This is a genomic window from Roseibium aquae (assembly GCF_008711285.1).
Lineage (GTDB): Bacteria > Pseudomonadota > Alphaproteobacteria > Rhizobiales > Stappiaceae > Roseibium > Roseibium aquae.
Genome location: NZ_VXDC01000012.1, coordinates 79811 through 106186, shown reverse-complemented (window position 1 = coordinate 106186; position 26376 = coordinate 79811). Strand labels below are relative to the sequence as shown.

21 protein-coding genes and 4 tRNA genes are annotated in these 26376 nt (G+C 60.0%); 24 read left to right on the top strand and 1 reads right to left on the bottom strand.

Annotation, left to right across the window (positions count from 1 at the left end; translation table 11 throughout):
- The first annotated feature begins 69 nt into the window (after positions 1 to 69).
- Positions 70 to 154, top strand: a tRNA-Leu gene (locus F0184_RS17650).
- Positions 155 to 1176: 1022 nt separating this feature from the next.
- Here F0184_RS17650 and F0184_RS17645 read toward each other — a convergent pair.
- Positions 1177 to 2451 carry a hypothetical protein gene (locus tag F0184_RS17645; RefSeq protein WP_150497523.1) on the bottom strand — a complete coding sequence of 425 codons (1275 nt, stop codon included), beginning with the start codon at positions 2449 to 2451 and terminating at the stop codon, positions 1177 to 1179.
- 512 nt (positions 2452 to 2963) lie between these two features.
- Between F0184_RS17645 and tig the strand changes: the two genes are divergently transcribed.
- The 23 genes from tig to F0184_RS17530 all read left to right on the top strand — a co-directional run bounded on the left by tig (position 2964) and on the right by F0184_RS17530 (position 26362).
- Positions 2964 to 4313 (top strand): trigger factor, encoded by a 1350-nt coding sequence (gene tig / locus F0184_RS17640; protein ID WP_150497522.1) that lies wholly within the window; start codon positions 2964 to 2966, stop codon positions 4311 to 4313.
- Positions 4314 to 4538: 225 nt separating this feature from the next.
- A complete protein-coding gene (locus F0184_RS17635) occupies positions 4539 to 5174 on the top strand; it encodes an ATP-dependent Clp protease proteolytic subunit (protein ID WP_150497521.1) in 636 nt (211 codons plus the stop codon).
- A 265-nt stretch (positions 5175 to 5439) separates the two neighbouring features.
- The gene (gene clpX, locus F0184_RS17630) at positions 5440 to 6705 is read left to right on the top strand and encodes an ATP-dependent Clp protease ATP-binding subunit ClpX (protein WP_150497520.1); all 1266 of its coding nucleotides are present in this window, start codon (positions 5440 to 5442) and stop codon (positions 6703 to 6705) included.
- A gap of 391 nt (positions 6706 to 7096) precedes the next feature.
- Positions 7097 to 9523: an endopeptidase La gene (gene lon, locus F0184_RS17625; protein ID WP_150497519.1), complete on the top strand. Its 2427-nt coding sequence runs from the start codon at positions 7097 to 7099 to the stop codon at positions 9521 to 9523.
- A gap of 185 nt (positions 9524 to 9708) precedes the next feature.
- Entirely contained in the window at positions 9709 to 9984 is a 276-nt protein-coding gene (locus tag F0184_RS17620) for an HU family DNA-binding protein (RefSeq protein ID WP_150497518.1), read from the top strand.
- A 230-nt stretch (positions 9985 to 10214) separates the two neighbouring features.
- Positions 10215 to 10290, top strand: a tRNA-Val gene (locus F0184_RS17615).
- A gap of 503 nt (positions 10291 to 10793) precedes the next feature.
- Positions 10794 to 10870: transfer RNA gene (locus F0184_RS17610), tRNA-Asp, on the top strand.
- Positions 10871 to 10919: 49 nt separating this feature from the next.
- A tRNA-Asp gene (locus F0184_RS17605) sits at positions 10920 to 10996 on the top strand.
- 432 nt (positions 10997 to 11428) lie between these two features.
- Positions 11429 to 11794 (top strand): NADH-quinone oxidoreductase subunit A, encoded by a 366-nt coding sequence (locus F0184_RS17600; protein ID WP_150497517.1) that lies wholly within the window; start codon positions 11429 to 11431, stop codon positions 11792 to 11794.
- Entirely contained in the window at positions 11785 to 12366 is a 582-nt protein-coding gene (locus F0184_RS17595; protein WP_150497516.1) for a NuoB/complex I 20 kDa subunit family protein, read from the top strand. The genes F0184_RS17600 and F0184_RS17595 overlap by 10 nt, the downstream gene beginning before the upstream one ends.
- A 74-nt stretch (positions 12367 to 12440) precedes the next feature.
- Complete coding sequence (locus tag F0184_RS17590) at positions 12441 to 13046, top strand: NADH-quinone oxidoreductase subunit C (protein WP_150497515.1); 606 nt, start codon at positions 12441 to 12443, stop codon at positions 13044 to 13046.
- 14 nt (positions 13047 to 13060) lie between these two features.
- On the top strand, positions 13061 to 14245 hold the full coding sequence (locus F0184_RS17585; RefSeq protein WP_150497514.1) for an NADH-quinone oxidoreductase subunit D: 1185 nt from the start codon (positions 13061 to 13063) through the stop codon (positions 14243 to 14245).
- Positions 14246 to 14248: 3 nt separating this feature from the next.
- A complete protein-coding gene (locus tag F0184_RS17580; RefSeq protein ID WP_208998547.1) occupies positions 14249 to 15244 on the top strand; it encodes an FkbM family methyltransferase in 996 nt (331 codons plus the stop codon).
- Between the two features lie 25 nt (positions 15245 to 15269).
- Positions 15270 to 16475, top strand: a complete 1206-nt coding sequence (locus tag F0184_RS17575) for an NADH-quinone oxidoreductase subunit E (RefSeq protein ID WP_150497513.1) — start codon at positions 15270 to 15272, stop codon at positions 16473 to 16475.
- A 10-nt stretch (positions 16476 to 16485) separates the two neighbouring features.
- Positions 16486 to 17787, top strand: coding sequence for an NADH-quinone oxidoreductase subunit NuoF (gene nuoF, locus F0184_RS17570; RefSeq protein ID WP_150497512.1), 1302 nt, complete (start codon positions 16486 to 16488; stop codon positions 17785 to 17787).
- Between the two features lie 27 nt (positions 17788 to 17814).
- Positions 17815 to 19884 carry an NADH-quinone oxidoreductase subunit NuoG gene (nuoG, locus tag F0184_RS17565; RefSeq protein WP_150497511.1) on the top strand — a complete coding sequence of 690 codons (2070 nt, stop codon included), beginning with the start codon at positions 17815 to 17817 and terminating at the stop codon, positions 19882 to 19884.
- 15 nt (positions 19885 to 19899) lie between these two features.
- Positions 19900 to 20952 (top strand): NADH-quinone oxidoreductase subunit NuoH, encoded by a 1053-nt coding sequence (gene nuoH / locus F0184_RS17560; protein WP_150497510.1) that lies wholly within the window; start codon positions 19900 to 19902, stop codon positions 20950 to 20952.
- A complete protein-coding gene (locus tag F0184_RS17555) occupies positions 20949 to 21185 on the top strand; it encodes a hypothetical protein (protein ID WP_150497509.1) in 237 nt (78 codons plus the stop codon). The genes nuoH and F0184_RS17555 overlap by 4 nt, the downstream gene beginning before the upstream one ends.
- Before the next feature lie 22 nt (positions 21186 to 21207).
- Positions 21208 to 21696, top strand: coding sequence for an NADH-quinone oxidoreductase subunit NuoI (gene nuoI / locus F0184_RS17550; protein ID WP_150497508.1), 489 nt, complete (start codon positions 21208 to 21210; stop codon positions 21694 to 21696).
- 92 nt (positions 21697 to 21788) lie between these two features.
- Positions 21789 to 22403, top strand: coding sequence for an NADH-quinone oxidoreductase subunit J (locus tag F0184_RS17545; RefSeq protein ID WP_150497507.1), 615 nt, complete (start codon positions 21789 to 21791; stop codon positions 22401 to 22403).
- Between the two features lie 105 nt (positions 22404 to 22508).
- Complete coding sequence (gene nuoK, locus F0184_RS17540) at positions 22509 to 22817, top strand: NADH-quinone oxidoreductase subunit NuoK (RefSeq protein ID WP_150497506.1); 309 nt, start codon at positions 22509 to 22511, stop codon at positions 22815 to 22817.
- 6 nt (positions 22818 to 22823) lie between these two features.
- Positions 22824 to 24818, top strand: a complete 1995-nt coding sequence (gene nuoL / locus F0184_RS17535; RefSeq protein WP_150497505.1) for an NADH-quinone oxidoreductase subunit L — start codon at positions 22824 to 22826, stop codon at positions 24816 to 24818.
- On the top strand, positions 24818 to 26362 hold the full coding sequence (locus tag F0184_RS17530; protein WP_150497504.1) for an NADH-quinone oxidoreductase subunit M: 1545 nt from the start codon (positions 24818 to 24820) through the stop codon (positions 26360 to 26362). The genes nuoL and F0184_RS17530 overlap by 1 nt, the downstream gene beginning before the upstream one ends.
- Positions 26363 to 26376 lie beyond the last annotated feature (14 nt).

Below are 26376 nucleotides of genomic sequence, written 5' to 3'. Positions count from 1 at the left end.
CGGTGCTATAGAGGCCGCGCTTCGCTGGCGGTCCACCGTTTCAGGCCCGACCGCTTCGAGCGATGCAACGCGGATGTGGCGGAACTGGTAGACGCACTGGATTTAGGTTCCAGCGCCGCAAGGCGTGGGGGTTCGACTCCCTCCATCCGCACCATTTTTCTCGTAAAATCTCGGTTTGACGTGGCCGGTTGGCTTGGCGCGGGTCGGGTCCGGCGGACGATTTCCTGTTGATTGGCGTTCGTGCAGAAGGACTGACCGTTTCAGCGGTCTCGGTTCGCGTCGAGACCGAAGGGCACGTGAGTGGATCGCTTGCGCCGCGGTCCTTGCCGCTTCAGCATCATCGGGAATGCGACTTTGATTTTGCAGCCGCCGGTTTTGCTAGAAAAAAACCTGCCACAGAGGCCGGAGCCCCAGGGCAGGCTTGAAGGTGTGTGCACGTGGCCCCATCGACCACTGGCGTCAATATCGGCTTGTCGATTTATTTCGCAATACTGTAAAAAATACCAGAATGTTGATCAATCACGCGTTGCTGTCTCCCGGAACGGGCGGGAAAGACCTTCCATTGGCGGTCGGATTTTGGTGGATTTATTCGCGGATAAGATGCGGATAGGGACTTTCCAAAACCATGGCGAGGCATCGCCGTCGCCGAAATATCAAGTAAATTCGAAAGAATGCCAGGAGATTACCGTAAGTTTCTAGGTTTCCGTCCGGACTTTCGGTAAGAATTTGATAAAGGCGGCTAAATAGCCTTTCGACCATCCGGAAAACCGGAGGGCAATGTGCACGTACCCCAGACCACCGACCCCGTACACGGTGGAGCGTTGAAAAGCGCGGGAACCGGATCCGCTCTCCAGGTTGCGAGCGGATCCGGTCCTGATGTGTTCCGGACACCGGGGCCGGGTCTCTCGCGGGCTGCTTCAGGCTGTGGTGGCGTCTTTGGGGCGAAGAGGGTCGTCCGGTCACCTGAACCTGAACAATCCATTTTCAGCATGTCCGCCCCTGCGGGACTTGCGCTGCGGAGGAGCCGACTTGAGCAGGCGACCCTCCTCGACTTGCGGAGCAGCCCGGTCCCACGAAGACTTGCAAGGATTCCGGCGGCTTCGGATCGTGGTGCGGCTCTGCGGGCGCAAACCGCATCTGGCGCTGCCAAGCGGGGTTGTCACGCGACAAGGCGTTTCAGATCCCGGCTGACGGCGGGATCAGGTGGCGCAGGATATGGCTTTGCAGATCCGGCGAAACGGGCACAGCCTCTGGGCCGTATATCTCCAGAAGGACCCAATCGCCGCGCCGGGTGCTCGCAAGGGCCAAAATCGCCGGATTGCCTGGCGCTTGCCATTCGTAGAAGTAGAGCTCGCCGAGCAGGACATGGGGCAGAAACTGCATCAGATCGGTGCCTGCCCTGACGCCGGCGCCTCGCAGGGCTTCGGGGGTCATCAACGCGCGCAGAGGTTGGCCCGCTGCCAGCGGCGGCGATGGAAAGGGACGGCTGCGTCTTGCAAGATCGGAGACGGATTTGAACCACCATTGCAGCGCCTGAAGAGAACGGACTTCAGACAACGCGCGCCGGGCCGCCGCGTGCTCTGCCCTCTCCAGTGCGTCAAATCCGGTTTCGACGGTGTAGAAAAGCCGTGCCGGTGAGATCCGCCCGCCGATCAGGCCGGACAGGCCCGGATAGTCTTTCAACGGGGCTGTCTTGAAGAACCTGGACAGCGCGCGCACTGTGGCGCTTTCGATCACCTGGTCGAAGACATCCACCCGCTCGCAGTCCTGAAGCTGGCGCAATTCGGCCGGTGTCATGAAGCACTGGCCGGGCGGAAGCTGATCGAGCCGCGCGAGCGTTTGGACAGGCACGCTTGCGTGAAACAGGCTCCGTGCCAGTTGTTCGCGCTCAAAGTCCCGAAGCTGTTGCCCGAGATCCTGCCGGGCGTCCGGCCCGCGTTGGGCGGCGCCCCGGAACCGGTCGAGCGCGATCGATAGAAGGCCCAGCCGCCCTTGGGCGGTTTGCCGGACCAGTCTGCGCCACAGGCCTGGCGTGCGCCGTGTCAGATCCAGCAGCAGCCACTGGGAAGCCCCGAACGGGGTGGCAAGCCGTGTGAGAACTGTGGGCTGGCTGGCCAGGTAGTCCATAAAGGCGAGTTCGGAGCGGGGGCCGGGGAGAGTGAGCGGCCCCAGGCTGCGCGGCAAATGTGCCAGAAGGCTCACGGTTTCCGAAACGGCGCCGAACGCGGGCGCATCGAACAAGGGCCAGTCGATGACCATGTCGATCGGCCGGTAGCCATGGCGCAAGAGCGCGCAGCCAAACCCCTGGTCCCAGTATCGATACAAGACGGCGTCGCCGCCCGCCGTTTCGCGCAGTCCTTCGCCGGTCCATTCGTAACTCGCGTATACGGGCGGCGTATGGGGCGTGAGTTCCCCGAAAAGGGGAAGGGGCGCGTGTCCTTTTCCTGCCATGCGGCCTCCGCAACGCCATCACGTCCATTCAGGAGGCGGCGATTCTACCGCCCCTTCAACGGACCAGTGCTCGTTCTGCTGCAGTCATGCACAGATCATGGAGAAATATCCGTTTAAATTCCAATATCTTATCAAGTTCATGCTTGTCATTTTCCGCATGTCTTGCGCTGAGGCATCCTCCGGGGAGGCGGCAGCCGAGCAGGCGGCGCATCACGTCCGCCCGCTAGGGCCGCCGCCGGGCGCTGGTCACCTGCCTAGGGCAGGGAGGTCCGTCCCGGACGCGCCGCATCAAGTGCCGGTTTCCCTTCGGTCGCGGACTGTTGCTCTTGACACCTAACGGTCCCTCCGGTATCGCGCTGTCCATCGTGCGTCGCGGCTTTCGCCGGGACCGGCCATGCCATTTCGGATCGCCTGCCGGTTCGCAAAAGCGGTATGGCGGAAAACGGATTCACCAGGAAACAAACCCTCCGGGGCGGTTGTCCGCCCGGGACTGAGGATGAAGCAAAAACATCATGCAGGTCACCGAAACCCTCGCCGAGGGCCTCAAGCGAGAGCTCAAAATCGAAATCCCGGCCGGCGACCTGGCCGCCAAGCTCGATGCCTATATGGAGGACATGAAGTCCAAGGCTCAGATCAAGGGCTTCCGGCCGGGCAAGGTGCCAGTGGCCCACCTCAAGAAAATGTATGGCCGTCAGGCCATGGCTGAGATCCTGTCCAACACGATCCAGGAAACCTCGCGTCAGGCGATCGAGGAGCGGGACGAGCGTCCGGCTCTCAATCCGGATATCGACCTTCCCGAAGATGAGGCCGAGAAGATCCTCTCCGGCGAAGCCGATCTTTCCTTTTCCATGAAATACGACATCCTGCCGAGCTTTGAGATCATCGACTTTTCGACGATCGAGATCGAGCGTCCGGTGGTCGAGGTTGCGGAAACGGAAGTCGATGAGCGGCTCAATGAGATCGCCCAGAACAGCAAGCCGTTCGAGCAGAAGGATGGCGCCGCTGAAAATGGCGACCGGGTGACGATGGCGTATGTGGGCAAGCTCGAAGGCGAGCCTTTCGAGGGCGGGGCCGACGAAAATGGCCAGCTCGTGCTTGGATCGGGTCAGTTCATTCCCGGCTTCGAAGAGCAGCTCGTGGGTGTGAAGGCCGGGGACGAAAAGACGATCGACGTCACCTTCCCGGAAGACTATCCGGCAGCGCATCTGGCCGGCAAGACAGCTCAATTCGACATCACCGTCAAGCAGATCGACGCGCCGGGCGACATCGTTCTGGACGACGACTATGCCAAGTCGCTGGGGCTCGAATCCATCGACAAGCTGAAAGAGATCGTCCGTGACCAGATCGAGGGCCAGTTCGGCCAGATGACCCGTCAGCGGGTAAAGCGCCAGCTTCTCGACAAGCTGGATGAGGTCTACACGTTCGACCTTCCGGAAAAGCTGCTGAATTCCGAGTTCGACGTCGTCTGGCGGCAGGTCGAGGAAGACATGCAGCGCAGCGGCAAGACCTTCGAGGACGAGGAAACGACGGAAGAAGAAGCGCGCGCGGAATACCGCAAGATTTCCGAGCGCCGCGTCCGTCTTGGTCTCGTTCTGTCGGAGATCGGCGACAAGAACAGCATTCAGGTCACCGATGAAGAGCTTCAGCGGGCGCTTTACGACCGCGTGCGCCAATTCCCGGGGCAGGAACAGCAGGTGTTCGAGTTCTACAAGAACAATCCGCAGGCTCTGGCTTCGTTGCGCGCACCGATCTACGAAGAGAAGGTCGTCGATTTCATTCTCGAACTGGCGAAGGTCAGCGACAAGACGGTGACCAGGGAAGAGCTGGAGAAGCTCATCTCCGACGACGAGGAAGTGGCCTGAGCCTCTTTCTGGTAATAGGTGTGTGGACGCGGCGGGGTTTTAACTTTGCCTTCATGCCGCGTCTGAGATGGCTTTGCGTTGAGGGCGACATCCCCTATGTATGGGGTGTCGCTTTTTTCGAATGAGGACCTTCGTTCCGGCGTCTGGCAGTTTGGGCCGTTGGTCTCCCCGCACTAGGTTTTGGACGATATGTCCACGTGTCCCCTCAAAGCATATGGATAAGGTATGAAGGATCCTGTCGATACTTACATGAGCACTCTCGTTCCCATGGTCGTCGAGCAGACCAACAGGGGCGAGCGGGCTTTCGACATCTATTCGCGGCTTCTAAAGGAGCGCATTATCTTCATCACCGGCCCGATTGAAGATCACATGGCGGCGCTGATCAGTGCGCAGCTCCTTTATCTGGAGTCGGACAATCCGACGAAGGAGATCTCGCTCTACATCAACTCTCCCGGTGGTCTTGTGACGTCCGGGCTGGCGATTTACGATACCATGCAGTTCATCCGTCCGTCGGTCTCCACCTTGTGCATCGGCCAGGCGGCCTCCATGGGGTCTCTGCTGCTGGCGGCCGGTGAAAAGGGGCATCGCTTCTCTTTGCCGAACGCGCGTGTGATGGTGCACCAGCCGTCGGGCGGGTTCCGCGGCCAGGCCGCCGACATCATGCTTCACGCCCAGGAAATCCTTGCGATGAAGCGCCGGCTCAACGAGATCTACGTCAAGCACACCGGACAAACCCTCGATCAGGTTGAAGAAGCGCTGGAGCGCGACAACTTCATGACGGCTGAAAGGGCGAAAGAGTTCGGAATTGTGGATAGCGTGATCAGCGACCGTGCCTCGCTCATGGAAGACGGGCAAGGCTAGGCACCAGGACGGGAAACGCCCCTGATATTGGCTGTTGGCCCGTCGTGAAAGTCCGGGATAGACCCTGGTCTCTGTCTTCGCCTTAAACCTATGTTGATTTTTAGTGGCGAAGCATGGTGACATCAGCGACGATGGAAGCTAAGCGCTCCAGGGCGTCCCATTGACCGCCGGTCAAGGCTCACGCGGGCCTGAACCGGCCAGAAAAGGAAAGACCTTGAGGTCCGCAGTGGATATCATGGCTTTCGAGAAACGCGGGGTTGAATAGATGACCAAGGCCAGCGGCAGCGATTCCAAGAATACGCTTTACTGCTCCTTCTGCGGCAAGAGCCAGCATGAGGTGCGCAAGCTGATCGCCGGCCCGACTGTTTTCATTTGTGATGAATGTGTCGAGCTGTGCATGGATATCATCCGTGAGGAAAACAAGTCCTCGCTGGTGAAGTCCCGGGATGGGATCCCGACTCCTCAGGAAATCCGGAATGTTCTGGATGATTACGTGATTGGCCAGGGCAAGGCGAAGAAGGTCCTGTCGGTCGCCGTTCACAACCACTACAAGCGCTTGAATCACGCCTCCAAGAATCCGGACGTGGAACTCGCCAAGTCCAACATCCTGCTGGTCGGCCCGACAGGCTGCGGCAAGACCCTGCTGGCTCAGACCTTGGCGCGGATCCTCGACGTTCCGTTCACAATGGCCGATGCGACCACGCTGACGGAAGCGGGTTATGTGGGTGAGGATGTCGAAAATATCATCCTGAAGCTGTTGCAGTCCGCCGATTACAATGTGGAACGGGCCCAACGCGGCATTGTTTATATCGACGAGGTCGACAAGATCAGCCGGAAGGCGGACAACCCGTCGATCACGCGGGACGTGTCTGGGGAAGGCGTCCAGCAGGCGCTGTTGAAGATCATGGAGGGCACGGTCGCGTCCGTTCCCCCGCAAGGTGGCCGGAAACACCCCCAGCAGGAATTCCTGCAGGTGGATACGACGAACATTTTGTTCATCTGTGGCGGCGCGTTCGCGGGTCTCGACAAGATCATCTCCGACCGTGGCACACAGACGTCCATCGGTTTCAAGGCGAAGGTCCACGCTCCGGAAGACCGCCGGATTGGGCAACTCTTCTCCGAGCTTGAGCCGGAGGATCTCCTGAAATTCGGTCTGATCCCGGAATTTGTCGGACGCTTGCCGGTGATCGCGACCCTTGAGGATCTCGACGAAGAGGCCTTGATCACCATCCTTACCGAACCGAAGAACGCGCTTGTCAAGCAGTATCAGCGCCTATTCGAGATGGAGGAGGTCGAGCTGTCGTTCCACGAGGAAGCGTTGCGCTCGGTTGCCTCGCGGGCGATCGAACGCAAGACTGGTGCCCGCGGCCTGCGGTCCATTCTGGAAGCGATCCTTCTGGACACGATGTACGAACTGCCGGGCCTGAAGGGGGTCAAGGAAGTGGTGATCTCGCCGGAAGTGGTGAAGGGCGAGGCCCGGCCGCTGTACATCTATGAAGACCGCGAGGAAACGTCGGTCAACAGCGCCTGACGGCTGCTTCGGCACAGATTGAGCCCGGTTCTCGTCGAGTTTTGGCCAAGCGTCGGCTTATTGACGAGGATACGTGGAAATGCCGCCGATGGGCGGCATTTTCGTGTTCTGCCGGCCGGGCCGGACTTTGCTTCCGGGCTGAGTGACACAGGGGCGGGCCGAAGTGAGTCGTCAACAGGGATTGATTTGGGTGCTTGTGAGCGCGCCTTGACACTGACCTGAGAGGTGTCCACCTATAAGCATATCGAAACGGTCCGGCGGCGTAGCGGATGCCCACGATGGGGTTTGCTGCTCCGGCCACGCAAGGTTTAATCCTTGCGGCCGTCCCTCCAGTGCCTGGCACCGCCTCTTGCGATTTTGGGGGTACCGGCACCCAGCGAAAGGATAAAAGATGAGCGACCCAGAAACCCGCTCCTTCAATGAGGACGGCTCGGCCGTCTACCCTGTGCTACCCTTGCGCGATATCGTGGTTTTCCCGCACATGATCGTGCCGCTCTTCGTGGGCCGTGAAAAATCCATTCGCGCGCTCGAAGAGGTCATGACCAACGACAAGCACATTCTTCTGGCGACCCAGATGAATGCGGCGGACGATGATCCCAATCCGGACCAGATTTACAATGTGGGCACCCTTGCGACGGTCCTGCAGCTGCTGAAACTGCCTGACAACACCGTGAAGGTGCTTGTCGAGGGTGGTGCGCGCGCGCAGATCGGCGCCTATGGCGAAAGATCCGATTTTTACGAGGCGATGGCGACGGTGCTGCCGGAGCGCGACGGCGAGGATGTCGAGGTCGAGGCGCTGGCCCGTTCGGTCCTGTCCGAATTTGAAAACTACGTCAAACTGAACAAGAAGGTGTCCCCGGAGGTCCTGGGCGCGGTCAATCAGATCGACGATTACTCCAAGCTGGCCGATACAATCGCGTCCCATCTTGCGATCAAGATTCCGGAAAAGCAGGAAATACTCGGGGTCGTCTCGGTATCCGAGCGGCTGGAGCGTGTGCTCGGCATGATGGAGAGCGAAATTTCCGTTCTTCAGGTGGAGAAGCGCATCCGCTCGCGCGTGAAGCGCCAGATGGAAAAGACCCAGCGCGAATATTATCTGAATGAGCAGATGAAGGCCATTCAGAAGGAGCTTGGTGATAGCGAGGATGGCAAGGACGAGGTCGCCGAACTCGAGGAAAAGATCCGGAAGACCAAGCTGTCGAAGGAAGCCAAGGAGCGGGCCGCCGCCGAGATCAAGAAGCTCAAGCAGATGAGCCCGATGTCGGCCGAAGCCACCGTGGTGCGGAACTATCTCGACTGGCTGATCGGCATTCCCTGGAACAAGAAATCCAAGGTCAAGAACGACCTGTCGCTCGCCGAAAAGGTTCTCGATACCGACCACTACGGCCTCGACAAGGTCAAGGAACGGATCGTTGAATATCTGGCCGTTCAAAGCCGGGCCAACAAGTTGCGCGGACCGATTCTCTGCCTTGTCGGGCCTCCGGGCGTCGGCAAGACCTCGCTCGGGAAATCCATCGCCAAGGCAACGGGCCGTGAATTCGTGCGCATGTCCCTGGGCGGCGTGCGCGACGAGGCGGAGATCCGCGGCCACCGCCGGACCTATATCGGCTCCATGCCGGGCAAGGTCATCCAGTCGATGAAGAAGGCCAAGAAATCGAACCCGCTTTTCCTGCTCGATGAAATCGACAAGATGGGCATGGATTTCCGCGGCGATCCGTCCTCGGCATTGTTGGAAGTGCTGGATCCGGAACAGAACTCGTCCTTCATGGACCATTATCTGGAGGTTGAATACGACCTGTCGGATGTGATGTTCGTGACTACGGCGAACACGCTCAACATTCCGGCACCGCTGATGGACCGGATGGAGATCATCCGCATCGCGGGCTACACCGAGGATGAAAAGGTCGAGATCTGCAAACGGCACCTGATTCCGAAGGCGGAGAAGGATCACGGTCTGCGCGAAGGGGAATTCGCTATCGAGGAAGAGGCCCTTCGGTTTGTGGTTCGCCGCTACACCCGTGAGGCCGGGGTCCGGAACCTTGAACGGGAAATGGCAACGCTTGCGCGCAAGTCGGTTAAGGACATCCTGATGACAGCTGCGACGTCCATCACAGTGACGCCCGAGGTTGTCGAAAAGTACCTTGGCGTTCCCCGCTACCGCTATGGCGAGGCGGAACTGGAAGACCAGGTCGGCGTTGTTACAGGTCTTGCGTGGACCGAGGTTGGCGGCGAACTGCTGACCATCGAAGGCGTGATGATGCCGGGCAAGGGCAAGATGACCGTGACCGGTAATCTGAAGGACGTGATGAAGGAGTCCATCTCAGCGGCGGCGTCCTATGTCCGCTCCCGGGCTGTGGACTTTGGCATCGAGCCGCCCTTGTTCGACAGGAAGGACATCCACGTTCACGTCCCGGAAGGCGCGACGCCGAAGGATGGCCCGTCAGCGGGTATTGCCATGGCGACCGCCGTGATCTCCACGCTGACCGGCATCCCGGTGCGCCGTGACGTCGCCATGACCGGGGAAATCACCTTGCGCGGACGGATTCTGCCGATCGGCGGTCTGAAGGAAAAGCTGCTTGCGGCCCTTCGCGGCGGGATCAAGACCGTGATGATCCCGGAAGACAATGCCAAGGATCTGGCTGATATTCCGGACAGTGTGAAGAACACTCTGGAGATCATTCCCGTGTCGGGCATGGACGAGGTTCTCAGGACGGCTCTGACGCGCCAGCCGGAGGCCATCGAGTGGGACCCGGCGGCGGAAGTTGCAACAAAGACGAGTGCATCTGAGGAAGATGCAACCGCGATGATGCCGCACTAGCGCCATATTCACTGCAGCTGATGGAGAAGCCCCGGCCTCGCCGGGGCTTTTCTTATGATTTATCCCCGAAATTGGCTGATTTCCGCCAAATATGGCTTGCGTTCGCGTGGTTTTAGCGTGAATTTCCGGCAACGGCGCCGACGGGAATCGTCGGCCTTCTGCCGTTTGTGAGAAAGGTATCTGCTATGAACAAGAACGATCTGATCACAGCCGTCGCCGAAAAGACGGGCCTGACCAAGGCTCAGGCGGGCGAAGCTGTCGACGCGACTTTCGACACGGTTACGGAGACCCTGAAGTCTGGGGACGAAGTCCGCATCATTGGCTTCGGCAATTTCACTGTCTCCGAGCGCGCTGCCACCGAAGGCCGCAATCCGCGCACCGGCGAAACGATTCAGATCCCGGCGTCCAAGACTCCGAAATTCAAGGCCGGCAAGGGCCTTAAGGATGCTGTGAACGCTTAAACAATCGTTCAAGCTTCAGGCCGTCAGGCCCAAAGCCTCGGGCGCCAGAGCGGCGCTCGGGGCTTTTTCATGCTTTCGGTTGCGGGTGTGAAGGTGGGACAGGCAAGGATCTGCGTGGGAATCCGGTCACGAAACACCGCCGCTTTCAAAACTCTCCACAGGTCCGGTGGCACGCTTGATTTGCGCTTGCAATGCCCCGACAAACTCCCTAAAAGCTGCGTCACCGCGACGGGCGGTTAGCTCAGTTGGTAGAGCGCCTCGTTTACACCGAGGATGTCGGGAGTTCGAGTCTCTCACCGCCCACCATTTCATCAAGACAATCCAGCGGTTTTCCTGCAAAAAATACAAGCTTGCGATGATGGCTCGCCGGGATGCGGCATACCTGGCACCCATTGCCCTTCGGCTCGAGCACCTGCCACCGGCCGCATGGCCCGCATGTCCTGGTGCGCTCACTGCCGCTGCCGGTGCCATTCCGAGCGGTCCTGCTTCCCATTCTAGATGCGCCTTCATATACCTTCACCCGCCTGAAGGCAGTCATTGCGCGAGTGAGCCCCCGGGAAAACGGCAAGCGCATCAGTGCGCAGAGGCCAGATCTCTGTGCGCGCCCGCCCGTGCCGACCCGACCCGGCCCGGCCCGGCCCGGCCCGTAGAATCTATCCACAGGATAGACGCGCGCGCCACGGGCCAAATCCGCTTGATCGGGCGGGTTTCAAAAAAACGACACACAAGCTGGTTCTCGGTGCTTGACTTCACTGTCTGTGCGCCGTACATCAGCGCCACTTCGCGGCGACAACAGATCGCCGACGGAAGCGGGTGTAGCTCAGTTGGTTAGAGTGCCGGCCTGTCACGCCGGAGGTCGCGGGTTCGAGCCCCGTCACTCGCGCCACTTTTCAGGCTCTTGGGAGCGGAACAGTGGCGCATACTACCGTGAATGTGCGGGTGTAGCTCAGTTGGTTAGAGTGCCGGCCTGTCACGCCGGAGGTCGCGGGTTCGAGCCCCGTCACTCGCGCCACTCACGGTTGTCTCATTCCCTTTTCTGACAATGAGAATCATGGCGGGTCCAGGTCCCATCTGGATGATGCGTCACGGAAGTTGGCCCTAAATCCGGCCCGGCCGCGCATCGCTTGGGCGAATCTTGCGTTATCCGATCCGGATCGCCCCTGCCGGACGGCATAGGCCTGTGCAGAACTTTTCATTCGCACTATAATCTTGCGGAAACCCTTTGTTGGGAAGCAGGCCGGATAATCCGGTTTGAAAATCGGCAATTGTTTGAACGGCAAGAGGTCTTGCGTTGCATCGGGTCCTCCTATAAGCGTGCCCTCGCATGATGGTTTGAACCAATGCCGAAGGGCGTCAAACGGCCTGGCGGCGACAGGATCAAAGAGGGACGCGATGAAGGGGGCGATGAGCTCTCGCCGCGGACCGATGCAAGGACGCGAAAGACATGGAAGAATTGTTGCGGGACTACGCCCCGATCGTCGTGTTCATCGGCATATCGCTGGTGATCGGTCTTGCCCTGCTGATCTCGCCCTTCGTTGTGGCCTACAAGAATCCCGACCCGGAAAAGCTGTCCGCCTATGAGTGCGGCTTCAATGCGTTCGACGATGCGCGCATGAAGTTCGACGTGCGCTTTTACCTGGTGTCGATCCTGTTCATCATCTTCGATTTGGAAGTTGCTTTCCTGTTCCCGTGGGCCGTCGTGTTCGGTGACCTGGGCTGGTACGGCTTCTGGTCCATGATGGTGTTCCTCGGCGTTCTGACAATTGGATTTATCTACGAATGGAAAAAGGGAGCGTTGGAATGGGACTGACCACAACCTCCAAGCCGTTGATCGCGCAAAGCCCGAAGGGTGTCATTGACCCGAACACCGGCAAGCCCGTCGGGGCAAACGACCCGTTCTTCATGGATGTCAACGACGAGTTGGCGGACAAGGGCTTTCTGGTGACGTCGACCGACAATCTCATTCAGTGGGCCCGCACGGGCTCGTTGATGTGGATGACGTTCGGATTGGCCTGCTGCGCGGTGGAAATGATGCAGATGTCGATGCCGCGCTACGACGCGGAGCGCTTCGGGTTCGCGCCGCGCGCATCACCCCGCCAGTCCGACGTCATGATCGTCGCCGGGACGCTGACCAACAAGATGGCGCCCGCGCTGCGCAAGGTCTACGACCAGATGCCCGAGCCGCGCTATGTGATCTCCATGGGATCCTGCGCCAATGGGGGCGGCTACTATCACTATTCCTACTCGGTGGTGCGCGGTTGTGACCGGGTGGTGCCCGTGGATATCTATGTTCCCGGATGTCCGCCGACGGCCGAGGCGCTGCTATACGGCGTACTGATGCTGCAAAAGAAGATCCGGCGGACCGGCACGATCGAACGGTAAGCTCCGCGCTTGTGTGACGCGAAAGGCCGGCCTCGGACAGCGACCGGTTTGGTATGGGGTAAGGACCGAGAAATATGGATGAAGCGCTGAACGAACTCGCAGAGCATATTCAGATGGGGCTGGGCGAGTCTGTTTTGTCTTGGGCCACCGACTACGGGCAGCTGACAATCACCGTGTCCGCCTCGGATATTCTCGATGTCGTTCGTTTCCTCCGGGACAACAGCTCCTGCAAATTCGTGAATCTGACGGATATTTGCGGGGTGGATTGGCCCGGCCGTGAGAAGCGGTTCGACGTGGTCTACCACTTCTTGTCGCCGGTTCAGAACCAGCGGATCCGGGTCAAACTGGCAACCGATGACGAGACGCCGGTTGCCTCCATAACGCCGCTGTTTCCCGGTGCCGAGTGGTTTGAACGCGAAGCCTACGACATGTACGGCATCTTGTTTTCCGGTCACCCGGATCTGCGCCGTATCCTGACGGATTACGGTTTCGACGGTCACCCCTTGCGCAAGGATTTCCCGCTCACAGGTTATGTCGAAGTGCGCTACGACGACGAGAAGAAGCGGGTTGTCTACGAGCCGGTCCAGCTCAGCCAGGAATTCCGGAACTTCGATTTCCTCTCGCCATGGGAAGGCACGGATTATGTGCTGCCCGGCGATGAAAAAGCCAACACCAACTAAGGCGGCCGTGATCCATGGCAGAAGCTCAGGTTCGTAACTTCAACATCAACTTTGGTCCGCAGCATCCGGCGGCCCATGGCGTCTTGCGTCTCGTCCTTGAACTGGACGGTGAGGTGGTGACCCGGGTCGATCCCCACATTGGCCTCCTGCATCGCGGGACCGAGAAGCTGATCGAGCACAAGACCTATCTGCAGGCCGTGCCCTATTTCGACCGGCTTGACTATGTGGCGCCGATGAATCAGGAGCATGCCTTTGCTCTGGCCGTTGAACGCATGCTCGACATCAAGGTGCCGATGCGCGGGCAGTTGATCCGCGTGCTCTATTCGGAAATCGGCCGGATCCTGTCGCACCTTTTGAACGTCACGACGCAGGCGATGGACGTGGGCGCGCTCACACCCCCGCTGTGGGGCTTCGAGCCGCGCGAGGAGCTCATGGTTTTCTATGAGCGCGCCTGCGGCGCCCGGCTTCACGCCGCGTATTTCCGGCCCGGCGGGGTCCATCAGGATCTGCCGCGCGATCTTCTCGACGACATCTGGGATTTCTGCGACCCCTTCCTCCAGACCCTTGACGATATCGAAGGGCTGCTCACCGATAACCGCATCTTCAAGCAACGGAATGTGGACATCGCGGTCGTTGATCTCGACGACGCCTGGGCCTGGGGCTTTTCAGGGGTGATGGTTCGCGGGTCCGGCGCGGCATGGGATCTGCGCAAGGCGCAGCCCTACGAATGCTATGCCGACCTCGATTTCGATATTCCGGTCGGCAAGAACGGCGACTGCTATGACCGGTATCTCATCCGCATGGACGAGATGCGGCAGTCGATCCGGATCATGAAGCAGTGCCTGGAGAAGTTGACCGTGGAAACCGGTCCGATTTCATCCACGGATGGCAAGATCGTTCCGCCCAAGCGGGGCGAGATGAAGCGGTCGATGGAAGCCCTGATCCACCACTTCAAGCTCTACACGGAAGGGTACCACGTGCCCGCCGGCGAGATTTACGCTGCCGTCGAAGCGCCGAAGGGCGAGTTCGGGGTCTATCTTGTCGCCGATGGCACCAACAAGCCGTATCGCTGCAAGATCAAGGCGCCGGGATATTCCCATCTGCAGGCCATGGACTTCTTGTGCAGGGGACATCAGCTGGCTGACGTGTCGGCGGTCCTTGGGTCGATGGACATCGTGTTCGGCGAGGTGGACCGCTAACCGATGCCTGACATGGACCTCCCCATCCTTCTTGACCGGCAGACCGGTGGCATTTCCAACGCCACGGCGGTGGAGCGGCTTGGCCTGAAGGCCATGGCGCTTGCCCATGTCTGTTTGCGTCCGTTGGGCGGGCTGGGGTTTTCGATTGTCGCTCGGGCAATTGCCGGCGTGTTCCGCAGCAACCGTCAGGTCTGCGCGCTGTTCGGCGACGATTGCCGGTTTTCGTTTCCCTATGGCGATGCCTATTGGAGCATCCTGACCGACCGGTCTCATACCTATGAGCCGGGCGTGGAGCGTGTGCTGCGCCGGTTCAAGGATGTGCGCTACGCCTTCGTCGATTGCGGGGCGAACTATGGCTACTGGTCATGCCAGGTCACCAGCAAAAGCTTCGGATCGAAAGAGGCAGTGGCGATCGAGCTCGATCCCGCGACATTTGGTCAGCTCGTCCACAACGCTGCTGAGAATAAATCCCGGTTCGAGGTGGCGAACCGCGCGGTGTCGGACACGGATGACGAGTGGCGGCCAATTTACGGGACCAAGCACGAGGCGCGGACGCTGGTTCAGGGCGGGCTTGGTGGCGTTTCGCAGGCCTCGACCGTCACCATTCGGCTGGATACGCTGGTTGGCTCGCGCGCGAACCTTGCGGATATGCCGCTCATTATCAAACTCGACGTTGAAGGCGTCGAGATCGAGGCCATGGACGGCGCCGGCAGCCTGCTGGATGGGGAACTTCTGTTCATCTACGAAGATCACGGCTCGGACCCGACCCATTCCGTGACCAGGCATGTGATGGACACTCTGGGGATGCGTGTGTTCGGTCACTCCGTCCAAACGGGCCTCTTCGAACTCCGCTCGCTCGATGAGTTGAGCCGGATCAAAACGAACCGGCGATGGGGATATGATTTTTTCGCCACCCGCGACAGCACCTGGCTGGAGCGGCTGACATCCCTGTTCGCAGCACAAGACAGACGGCAAGACGACCTTGCCGCCGTTGCGTGAGAGTTAAGGAAACGGGAAGAAGAGCATGGCAGTTCGCAGACTTGCCGCGGAACAACCGGAAAGCTTCGCGTTCACCGAGGAAAACCTCGTCTGGGCGAAAAAGCTGATCGATCGGTATCCGGAAGGACGCCAGGCCTCGGCGGTGATTCCGTTGCTGTGGCGGGCGCAGGAGCAGCATGACGGTTGGGTTTGCGAACCGGCGATCCGCTATGTCGCGGACCTTCTGGAGATGCCGTATATCCGGGTCATGGAAGTGGCAACCTTCTACACCATGTTTCAGCTTCAACCCGTTGGGAAAAAAGCCCATATTCAGGTTTGTGGCACGACACCCTGCATGCTGCGCGGGGCGGGCGACCTGATAAAGGTCTGCAAGTCCCGCATCGCCAAGCACATGCACGAACTCTCCGACGACGGCTTGTTTTCCTGGGAAGAGGTGGAGTGTCTGGGGGCGTGCGTGAACGCGCCCATGGTGCAGATCTTCAAGGACACCTATGAGGATCTGACCGAAGAGAGCTTCAACCGGCTTTTGGACGACATCGAAGCGGGGCGTGAGGTGACGCCCGGGCCGCAGAACGGCCGCCGGTTCGCCATGCCGGAAGGGGGCGCGACGACCCTGACCGAGATTGAGGACGATACCGTCGGTGCCCTTCCGGTGCCTCATGTGGTCGATGGCGCGGAAAAGGCCTCGCATGCCTTTGCCGGTGCGGCGATCAATGCCGGTGGACAGGATTATCGCGGCGTACCCGTTCCGGCGGAAGAGGCCGTTGCGAAAGTGCGCGCGGCGCATGCCGCGGCTCATGGCGGCGCGGTTGCCGAACCGGCCGCCAAGACATCCCCTCCGCCGAAGCCGACGACGATGGATGCCCCCAAGTCCGCCGAAGCGAAAGCCGCGACGCCGGAAGCCAAGTCTGAAAACGCCGCCAAGCCGGACAAGCTGGATCGCGCGGAAGTCGAAGTCGCCCGCTCCGGTGGTGCAGAAGCCGGCGAAACGGCGCCCGCTCTGCTGACCGAAGCCCGCGGCGGCACGCCGGACGACCTGCAGCGGTTGAAGGGCGTCGGCCCGAAACTGGAAGCGCTGCTGAATGAGTTGGGCATCTTCCATTTCGATCAGGTTGCAGCCTGGGGACCGGAAGAGATCGCTTGGGTGGACAACAGGTTGAAGTTCAAGGGCCGGATCGAGCGCGACGGATGGATCGACCAGGCCAAGGAACTGGCCAAGGGTAACGGATAAGGGGGAAGACATGCTGAAAGATCAGGATCGCATCTTCACCAACATTTACGGCATGCACGATTGGGGGCTGGACGGCGCCCGCAAGCGCGGCCATTGGGATGGCACCAAGGCGCTGATCGAAAAAGGACGCGACTGGATCATCCAGGAAATGAAGGACAGCGGACTGCGCGGGCGCGGCGGCGCCGGGTTTCCGACCGGTCTGAAATGGTCGTTCATGCCAAAGGAATCCGATGGACGTCCGGCCTACCTTGTGGTCAACGCGGACGAGTCCGAGCCCGGCACCTGCAAGGACCGGGAAATCATGCGCCATGACCCCCATACACTGGTGGAAGGCTGTTTGATTGCCGGGTTCGCGATGAACGCGATTGCCGCCTATATCTATGTGCGCGGCGAATTCATCCGCGAGCGCGAGCGGCTGCAGGCCGCCATCGATCAGGCCTACGATGCGGGCCTGATCGGAAAGAACAACAAGAACGGCTACGATTTCGACATCTACGTTCACCATGGCGCCGGCGCTTACATCTGCGGTGAGGAGACGGCGCTTCTGGAGAGCCTCGAAGGCAAGAAGGGGCAGCCGCGTCTCAAGCCGCCGTTTCCGGCGAATGTGGGCCTTTATGGCTGCCCGACGACGGTCAACAATGTTGAGTCCATCGCAGTCGCGCCGACGATCCTGCGCCGCGGCGCCTCCTGGTTCTCCGCGATCGGGAAGCCGAACAATGCCGGGACCAAGCTGTTTTGCGTGTCTGGTCACGTCAATCAGCCGGCGACCTTCGAAGATGCGCTTGGCGTTCCCTTCCGCGAGCTGATTGACCGCCACTGCGGCGGGATCCGGGGCGGCTGGGACAATCTTCTCGCGGTCATCCCGGGCGGGTCGTCCGTGCCATGTCTGACGGCTGAGGAGGCCAAGGAAGTTCCGATGGACTTCGACAGTCTGCGCGCGCTCGGCTCTGGTTTGGGGACCGCTGCGGTCATTGTCATGGACAAGTCCACGGATATTATCGCCGCGATTGCCCGGATCAGCTATTTCTACAAGCACGAAAGCTGCGGCCAGTGTACACCGTGCCGTGAAGGAACCGGTTGGATGTGGCGCGTCTTGGAACGCATGACCAAGGGCCAGTCATCCTACGAAGAGATCGATATGCTGTTCAACGTGACGAAGCAGGTTGAAGGCCATACGATTTGCGCCCTCGGCGATGCGGCCGCATGGCCGATCCAGGGCCTGATCAAGAATTTCCGCCCGGTGATCGAACAACGCATCGATGACTATGTCGCCAAGTCGCGTCCGGCGTCGGCGATGGTGGCAGCGGAATAAGCGGAACGGGATTTGGAGATCCAAAAGATGACAAAGCTCATCATCGATGGCATCGAGGTTGATGTCCCCTCCGACTACACGCTGCTTCAGGCCTGTGAAGAAGCGGGCGCCGAGGTGCCGCGCTTTTGCTATCACGAACGCCTATCGATCGCCGGCAATTGCCGCATGTGCCTGGTGGAGGTAAAGGGCGGCCCGCCCAAGCCAACCGCGTCCTGCGCCATGGGCGTCAAGGATCTGCGCCCGGGCCCGAATGGCGAGCCGCCGGTGGTGCTGACCAAGAGCCCGATGGTCAAGAAGGCCCGCGAGGGCGTGATGGAATTCCTCCTGATCAATCATCCGCTGGATTGCCCGATCTGCGACCAGGGCGGCGAATGCGATCTTCAGGACCAGGCCATGGCCTATGGCGTGGATGGCTCCCGTTTTCACGAGAACAAGCGCGCGGTTGAAAACAAGAATATCGGGCCCCTGATCAAGACGATCATGACCCGGTGCATTCACTGTACCCGCTGCGTGCGCTTCACGACCGAAGTCGCCGGTGTAACGGACATGGGCCTGATCGGCCGGGGCGAAGACGCCGAGATTACCACTTATCTGGAAGCAGCGGTTTCGTCCGAGCTTCAGGGCAACGCGGTTGACTTGTGCCCGGTCGGGGCGCTGACCCACAAGCCGTATGCCTTCCACGCCCGTCCCTGGGAGTTGACCAAGACCGAGAGCATCGACGTCATGGACGCCGTCGGCTCCGCCATCCGGGTCGATACGCGCGGCCGGGAAGTGATGCGCGTCATGCCGCGCCTCAATGAGGCCGTGAACGAGGAGTGGATCTCGGACAAGAGCCGCTATATCTGGGACGGGCTCAAGACCCAGCGTCTGGATCGGCCCTATGCCAAGAAGGACGGGCGGCTCCAGCCGGTTTCCTGGATGGAAGCGTTCCAGATCATCGCCGAAAAGGTGAAGGCAACGACGCCGGACAGGATCGGCGCGCTGGCCGGCCAGCTTGCGGGCGTCGAGGAAATGTTCGCGTTGAAGGCGCTGATGCATGGCCTTGGCTCGGCGAACACAGAGGCCCGTTTCCCCGGTTCTCCGCTCCATCCGAAAAATGGCCGGGCAAGCTATATCTTCAACACGACGATTGAAGGCATCGATGAGGCCGATTCACTGCTTCTGATCGGGTCCAACCCGCGCCATGAAGCGTCGGTGCTGAACGCACGGATCCGCAAACGCTGGGTCAATGGCGATCTCGACGTGACGGTCGTTGGGGAGCAGGCGGACCTGACTTACGGCGCAGCCTATGCTGGCGCGGGCCCCGATAGCCTGAAGGAACTGATCAAGTCGGCCAAGCAGACCCACAAGAACCCGATGGTTGTTGTCGGGCAGGGGGCTTTGAACCGGCCGGACGGAGCGCAAATCCTGGCGCTGGCCGCCGAATACGCCCGAAAGGCCGGCGCTCTCCGCACGGACTGGAACGGCTTCAACATCCTACACACGGAAGCTTCGCTTGTCGGCGCGCTCGATATCGGCTTCGTTCCGGGCGAGGGCGGCAAAGACACGGGCGCCATGCTGGAGCCGGGTGGCATGGATGTTCTTTTCCTGCTTGGCGTCGATGAGGTCGAGGTCCCGGCTGGTGCGTTCGTTGTCTATCAGGGCACCCATGGGGACCGTGGCGCGCACCGGGCAGATGTGATATTGCCATCCGCAGCTTACACGGAAAAGTCCGCACTCTACGTCAATACGGAAGGCCGGGTGCAACTGGCGGAACGGGCAGGTTTCCCGCCCGGAGAGGCCCGGGAGGACTGGGCGATCCTGCGGGCGCTTTCCGCGGTGACCGGCGAGGCCCTGCCGTTTGATTCCCTGACCGAATTGCGGTCGAAACTGTTTGAAGCGCATCCGCATTTGTCGTCGATAGACATGATCGAGCCGGGTGCGGTTGCCGATATCGAGGCATTGGCGGACGAGGCGGCGTCGGCGAAACCGGCGGCCACACCTTTTTCCAATGCGATCGCCGATTTCTATCTGACCAACCCGATCGCGCGGGCGTCCAACGTGATGGCCGAATGCTCTGCGCTCGCCCAGGCCCGGGCGGCGGAAGCGGCGGAATAGGGGCAGGGGACCGTTATGGATTTCATGACCACCTACGGCTGGCCGTTCCTTTGGATCGCTTTTCAAAGCGTGCTGCTGCTGGTCTTTCTGTTGTTGATCGTCGCATATGTCCTTTATGCGGATCGCAAGATCTGGGCGGCGGTTCAGATCCGGCGCGGGCCGAATGTGGTCGGCCCCTGGGGGCTTCTCCAGAGTTTTGCCGACCTTTTGAAGTTCGTCTTGAAAGAACCGGTGATTCCGTCGGGCGCCAACAAGCCGTTGTTCCTGCTGGCCCCGCTTATCACCGTGCTGCTGGCCCTGTCCGCCTGGGCGGTGATGCCGGTGGCAGAGGGATGGGTGATCGCGGACATCAATGTCGGGATCCTTTACATCTTCGCCATTTCATCCTTGTCGGTTTACGGCATCATCATTGGTGGATGGGCATCGAACTCGAAGTATCCGTTCTTGTCGGCGCTCCGCTCGGCCGCACAGATGGTGTCCTACGAGGTCTCGATCGGCTTCGTGATCGTGACCGTTCTGCTGTGCGCCGGGACCCTGAACCTGACGGGGATCGTGAACTCGCAGCAAACCGGACTTGCCGACCTGCTTGGTATCCCGTGGGCGACGTTCCTGAACTGGTATTGGCTGCCGCTTTTCCCGATGTTCGTGGTCTTTTTCATCTCCGCGCTGGCGGAAACGAACCGGCCGCCCTTTGATCTGCCGGAGGCCGAATCCGAACTGGTCGCCGGTTTCATGGTGGAATACGGCTCAACCCCCTACATGATGTTCATGCTTGGCGAGTATGTTGCGATTGCGTTGATGTGCGCGCTCATGACCGTCATGTTCATGGGTGGATGGTTGCCACCGTTTGATTTCGCGCCGTTCACGTGGGTCCCAGGTGTCGTTTGGTTCCTGTTGAAGGCGTTTTTGGTGTTCTTCATGTTCGCGATGGTCAAGGCGATGGTTCCGCGCTACCGCTATGATCAGCTGATGCGTCTGGGTTGGAAAGTGTTCCTTCCGCTGTCGCTGGCCATGGTCGTGATCGTGGCCGGGGTGCTGATGGTGACGGGCTGGGCGCCCCAATCATGAGTGTTTCCGTTGCCGGTCTGATCGGAGCTGGGCTTGGGTTGTACCTGGGCTGGCTCGATCAGAAGATCCTGAAAGGGATGCTTCAGGCAGCGGAGATGAAGAACAGGCAGGCAGGCGGCGACGGGGGCGTTGCCGCCCGGTACCGGGCACCGCTCCTGGTGCTCATTTATGGAGTTCCGATGATCGGGTTTCCGCTCGTCGGGTATTGGGCCGGCAGTTCACTTGTCGGCTGAGGGAAAAGGAAGGCAACGATCGATGGCACTGGATCAGGCCGCCAAATCGCTGTTCTTGAAGGAGTTCGTCTCGGCGTTCATCCTCGCCATGCGCTATTTCTTCAAGCCCAAGCCAACGGTGAACTACCCGTTCGAAAAAGGGCCGGTGAGCGCGCGTTTCCGCGGCGAACACGCGTTGCGGCGGTACCCGAACGGTGAAGAGCGCTGTATCGCCTGTAAATTGTGCGAGGCCATATGCCCCGCCCAGGCGATCACCATAGAAGCCGGGCCGAGGCGGAATGACGGAACCCGGCGGACAACCCGCTACGACATCGACATGGTCAAATGCATCTACTGCGGCTTTTGCCAAGAGGCTTGCCCGGTGGACGCGATCGTGGAGGGGCCGAATTTCGAATTCGCGACCGAGACCCGAGAAGAGCTTTACTACAACAAGCAAAAGCTGCTTGAAAACGGCGACCGTTGGGAACGTGAAATCGCCCGCAATATTGAAATCGACGCTCCTTACCGCTAGGAGCATGACGCATCATTGGTGATCCCCGGGCGCAAGGTCGTGCACGGTGCTCATTCCGGCCGGTTCCGGTCACACGACACACAGGCCTTCACATGTTCCTGCAAGCCTTCTTCTTCTATCTATTTGCCGGGATCACCGTCGCTTCGGCATTCATGGTCATCGCGTCGCGCAATCCGGTTCACTCGGTGTTGTTCCTGATTCTTGCCTTCGTGAACTCGGCCGGGCTCTTCGTGCTTCTGGGCGCAGAGTATCTGGCGATGCTCCTGATCGTCGTCTATGTCGGCGCCGTCGCAGTCCTTTTCCTGTTCGTCGTGATGATGCTGGATGTGGATTTCACGGAGCTCCGGCAGGGTTTCTTGCAATACCTGCCGATTGGCGGTCTTGTCGGGTTGATCCTCCTGGTGGAACTCCTGCTCGTGCTTGGGGCATGGGTCATCGCACCCGAGGTTGTGGCTCAGGGGGCTGAACCGACGCCGCCGCTCAACGAGGTGTCGAACATCGAGGCCATCGGCCACGTGCTTTACACGAAATACGTCTACTTCTTCCAGGTGGCTGGCCTGGTGCTTCTGGTTGCCATGATCGGCGCGATCGTTCTGACCTTGCGCCACAAGCCATATGCCAAGCGTCAGGATGTCGGCCAACAGGTCGGCCGGACCCGTGAAGCGGCCGTCGAGCTGCGCAAGGTCGAGTCGGGCAAAGGTCTTTAAAAAAGTGCGGCGCTCGCCCGCACACGTCACATAATCTGGATCCTGGCGGTTTCCTCCGCGCCTTGGTCCGGTTGGGGTAAATCAAGGGGAGCACGCGAGGCGCCCATGGAAATCGGTCTGTCGCACTACCTGTCGGTCGCGGCGATCCTGTTCACGATCGGGATCTTCGGGATCTTTCTGAACCGGAAAAACGTGATTGTTATTCTCATGTCCGTGGAGCTTTTGCTCCTGGCGGTGAACATCAACTTCGTCGCCTTTTCGTCGTTCCTCGGCGATTTGATGGGGCAGATTTTCACCTTGCTGGTGCTGACCGTGGCCGCAGCAGAGGCGGCGATCGGCCTTGCCATTCTGGTGGTGTTCAACCGCAACCGCGGCTCCATCGCGGTTGAAGACGTGAACATGATGAAGGGTTAAGGCGCCATGTATACCGCGATCCTGTTTTTACCCCTTGTCGGGTTCCTTATTGCTGGCCTTTTCGGGCGTTCCATCGGAGCGCAGGCAAGCGAATACATCACCAGCGGCCTGGTGATCCTCGCGGCCCTTTTGTCCTGGGTGGCGTTTTTCTCGGTCGGCTACGGCGAGACCGGCCTTTACCAGATCCAGTTGCTGCGCTGGATGACCGCCGGAGCGCTCGACGTCTCTTGGTCGATCAGGGTGGACACGCTCACCGTGGTCATGCTTGTGGTGGTCAACTCGGTCTCCGCCCTCGTGCATGTCTATTCCATCGGCTACATGCACCATGACCCGCACCGTCCGCGCTTCTTCGCCTATCTGTCCCTGTTCACCTTCGCCATGCTGTCGCTGGTGACCGCCGACAATCTGATGCAGATGTTTTTCGGCTGGGAGGCTGTGGGGCTTGCGTCCTATCTGTTGATCGGCTTCTGGTACAAGAAGCCGTCCGCCAATGCGGCGGCCATGAAGGCCTTCGTGGTCAACCGGGTTGGCGATTTCGGCTTCGCCCTCGGGATCTTCGGTGTCTTCTTCCTGTTCAACAGCATCGACCTGTCGACCATTTTCGCCAATGTCGGCCCGTTCATGGAGAATGCCGGAACCGAACCGGTCATGACCTTCCTTGGCTACCATCTGCACGCGGATACGGCCCTGACCGTGGTCTGCCTGCTGCTCTTCATGGGCGCCATGGGCAAGTCGGCGCAGTTCCTGCTGCACACCTGGCTGCCCGATGCAATGGAAGGCCCGACGCCGGTTTCCGCGCTCATCCACGCCGCCACGATGGTGACCGCCGGTGTCTTCATGGTCGCGCGCTTGTCGCCGATCTTTGAATATTCCCAAACGGCGCTTGTCGTTGTGACATTCTTCGGGGCAACGACCGCTTTCTTTGCGGCCACCGTCGGCCTCGTTCAGAACGACATCAAGCGGGTGATCGCCTATTCGACCTGTTCGCAGCTCGGCTACATGTTCGTGGCGCTCGGGGTCGGCGCCTATTCGATCGGTGTCTTCCACCTGTTCACGCATGCCTTTTTCAAGGCGCTCTTGTTCCTGTGCGCCGGATCCGTGATCCATGCGGTGTCCGATGAGCAGGACATGCGCAAGATGGGCGGTCTTCGCAAACATCTGCCCTACACCTACTGGACGATGATGATCGGTACCCTGGCTTTGACGGGAGTCGGCATTCCGCTCACCTATATCGGTTTTGCCGGTTTCATCTCCAAGGATGCGGTGATCGAGGCCGCGTACGCTGCGGCCAGTGGAGAGCGGGTCAACCCGATGGCACTCTACGGCTTCTGGCTGACCGTGGTCGCGGCCGCCCTGACGTCTTTCTACTCCTGGCGGCTCACCTTCATGACATTCCACGGCAAGCCCCGCGCGCCGGCCGATGTCATGAAACACGTGCATGAATCGCCGTGGATCATGGTCGTTCCGCTGCTTCTTCTCACCGTCGGGGCGGTTTTGGCAGGGATTGTTTTCCGCTCGCCATTCATTGGCTACGGCTACGACGCCTTCTGGAAGGGGGCTTTGTTCCTCGGTGCCGACAACACTGTCATGGACACGTTCCACGAGGTGCCGAAGTGGGTGAAGGTTTCGCCGTTCGTCGCGATGCTGGGCGGTTTGCTTGTCGCTTACCACTTCTATATCCGCTCGCCGGAAACGCCCAAGCGGCTCGCCGAACAGCACTCGGGCCTCTACCAGTTCCTTCTCAACAAGTGGTACTTCGATGAATTGTACGACTTCCTCTTTGTCCGTCCGTCCATGTGGATCGGCCGGCAACTCTGGAAGAAAGGCGATGGCACTGTGATTGATGGTTTCGGACCTAACGGGATCGCCGCGAGGGTGCAGAATGTCACGACGTGGGTCGTGCGGCTGCAGACCGGCTATCTCTACCACTATGCCTTTGCGATGCTGATCGGTGTGGCCGCGCTCATTACCTGGTCCATGTTCACCGGAGGAGCCCAGTAATGTTCGTCGATTGGCCCATCCTAACGGTAACGACGTTCCTGCCGCTTCTCGGCGTGCTGTTCATCTTGCTTGTGCCCGGCAATGACGACGCGGCAAAGCGCTCCATTCGCATGGTGGCCCTGGTCACAACGGGTTTCACCTTCGTGCTGTCGCTTTTCATCTGGTTCGGCTTCGATTATTCGAATCCCGGGTTCCAGATGGTCGAAAGCTATGACTGGCTGGTTGTGGGGGACGAGGACGGCACCGGCACCATCGGCTACAAGATGGGTGTCGACGGGATTTCCATCTTGTTTGTGATCCTGACCACCTTCCTGATGCCGTTCTGTATTCTGGCCTCCTGGGAGAGCATCCAAACCCGGGTCAAGGAATACATGATCGCGTTTCTCATTCTGGAAACGCTGATGATCGGTGTGTTCTGCGCGCTCGATCTGGTCCTGTTTTACATCTTCTTCGAAGCCGGACTCATTCCGATGTTCCTGATCATCGGGGTGTGGGGCGGTGCCCGGCGCGTCTACGCCTCCTACAAGTTCTTCCTCTACACGTTGCTCGGCTCTGTGCTGATGTTGGTCGCCGTGATGGCGATGTATTGGGAGGCGGGGACAACGGACATTCCCGCGCTGATGCAGCATTCCTTCCCGGCAGAAATGCAGACCTGGCTCTGGTTGGCGTTCTTCGCGAGCTTTGCGGTGAAAATGCCGATGTGGCCGGTTCACACCTGGTTGCCCGATGCGCACGTCGAGGCGCCGACGGCCGGTTCTGTGATCCTGGCCGGCATCCTGTTGAAGCTCGGCGGCTACGGCTTCCTGCGCTTCTCCTTGCCGATGTTCCCACTGGCTTCGGACATGTTCGCCCCGTTCGTCTTCACCCTGTCGGTGGTCGCCATCATCTACACGTCTTTGGTGGCGCTCGCGCAAGAAGACATCAAGAAACTGATCGCCTATTCCTCCGTGGCGCATATGGGCTACGTGACGATGGGGATCTTCACCATGACCCCGCAGGGGCTCCAGGGCGGGATTTTCCAGATGCTGTCCCACGGCATCATCTCGGGCGGTCTCTTCCTGTGCGTCGGCGTGATCTACGACCGGATGCACACGCGGGATATCTCCGCTTATGGCGGTCTGGTGAACCGGATGCCGAAATATGCTGTGGTCTTCCTGGTCCTGACCATGGCGAATGTCGGGTTGCCGGGCACGTCCGGGTTCGTGGGCGAGATCCTGACCCTGATGGGCGCTTTCCAGGTCAACACATGGGTGGCGTTCTTTGCCACGACCGGCGTCATCCTGTCGGCGGCCTACGCGCTGTACCTTTACCGGCGTGTCGTCTTCGGGGAACTGACCAAGGAAAGCCTGAAATCGATCCTGGATTTGAATCTGCGCGAGCGGTTCATTCTGATCCCCATGATCGTGCTCACCATTTTCTTCGGCGTGTATCCGATGGCGATCCTTGATGTAACGCAGGGCGCTGTTGACAACCTGATCACCCAATACACCGCTGCCCTGGAAGCCGCTGGCACCGTCCAACAGGCTGCGGCTGGCGCGCAATAACGGTTTGAGGCTAG

What these genes read in the sequence shown, in the direction of transcription:
- F0184_RS17555 (WP_150497509.1), top strand. Translation starts at nt 20,949, where the DNA reads ATGAGTGTTTCCGTTGCCGGTCTGATCGGAGCTGGGCTTGGGTTGTAC.
- nuoI (WP_150497508.1), top strand. Translation starts at nt 21,208, where the DNA reads ATGGCACTGGATCAGGCCGCCAAATCGCTGTTCTTGAAGGAGTTCGTC.
- F0184_RS17590 (WP_150497515.1), top strand. Translation starts at nt 12,441, where the DNA reads ATGGATGAAGCGCTGAACGAACTCGCAGAGCATATTCAGATGGGGCTG.
- nuoK (WP_150497506.1), top strand. Translation starts at nt 22,509, where the DNA reads ATGGAAATCGGTCTGTCGCACTACCTGTCGGTCGCGGCGATCCTGTTC.
- F0184_RS17600 (WP_150497517.1), top strand. Translation starts at nt 11,429, where the DNA reads ATGGAAGAATTGTTGCGGGACTACGCCCCGATCGTCGTGTTCATCGGC.
- F0184_RS17585 (WP_150497514.1), top strand. Translation starts at nt 13,061, where the DNA reads ATGGCAGAAGCTCAGGTTCGTAACTTCAACATCAACTTTGGTCCGCAG.
- nuoL (WP_150497505.1), top strand. Translation starts at nt 22,824, where the DNA reads ATGTATACCGCGATCCTGTTTTTACCCCTTGTCGGGTTCCTTATTGCT.
- F0184_RS17620 (WP_150497518.1), top strand. Translation starts at nt 9,709, where the DNA reads ATGAACAAGAACGATCTGATCACAGCCGTCGCCGAAAAGACGGGCCTG.
- F0184_RS17595 (WP_150497516.1), top strand. Translation starts at nt 11,785, where the DNA reads ATGGGACTGACCACAACCTCCAAGCCGTTGATCGCGCAAAGCCCGAAG.
- F0184_RS17575 (WP_150497513.1), top strand. Translation starts at nt 15,270, where the DNA reads ATGGCAGTTCGCAGACTTGCCGCGGAACAACCGGAAAGCTTCGCGTTC.
- nuoF (WP_150497512.1), top strand. Translation starts at nt 16,486, where the DNA reads ATGCTGAAAGATCAGGATCGCATCTTCACCAACATTTACGGCATGCAC.
- F0184_RS17545 (WP_150497507.1), top strand. Translation starts at nt 21,789, where the DNA reads ATGTTCCTGCAAGCCTTCTTCTTCTATCTATTTGCCGGGATCACCGTC.
- lon (WP_150497519.1), top strand. Translation starts at nt 7,097, where the DNA reads ATGAGCGACCCAGAAACCCGCTCCTTCAATGAGGACGGCTCGGCCGTC.
- clpX (WP_150497520.1), top strand. Translation starts at nt 5,440, where the DNA reads ATGACCAAGGCCAGCGGCAGCGATTCCAAGAATACGCTTTACTGCTCC.
- tig (WP_150497522.1), top strand. Translation starts at nt 2,964, where the DNA reads ATGCAGGTCACCGAAACCCTCGCCGAGGGCCTCAAGCGAGAGCTCAAA.
- nuoG (WP_150497511.1), top strand. Translation starts at nt 17,815, where the DNA reads ATGACAAAGCTCATCATCGATGGCATCGAGGTTGATGTCCCCTCCGAC.
- nuoH (WP_150497510.1), top strand. Translation starts at nt 19,900, where the DNA reads ATGGATTTCATGACCACCTACGGCTGGCCGTTCCTTTGGATCGCTTTT.
- F0184_RS17645 (WP_150497523.1), bottom strand. Translation starts at nt 2,451, where the DNA reads ATGGCAGGAAAAGGACACGCGCCCCTTCCCCTTTTCGGGGAACTCACG.
- F0184_RS17580 (WP_208998547.1), top strand. Translation starts at nt 14,249, where the DNA reads ATGCCTGACATGGACCTCCCCATCCTTCTTGACCGGCAGACCGGTGGC.
- F0184_RS17635 (WP_150497521.1), top strand. Translation starts at nt 4,539, where the DNA reads ATGAAGGATCCTGTCGATACTTACATGAGCACTCTCGTTCCCATGGTC.
- F0184_RS17530 (WP_150497504.1), top strand. Translation starts at nt 24,818, where the DNA reads ATGTTCGTCGATTGGCCCATCCTAACGGTAACGACGTTCCTGCCGCTT.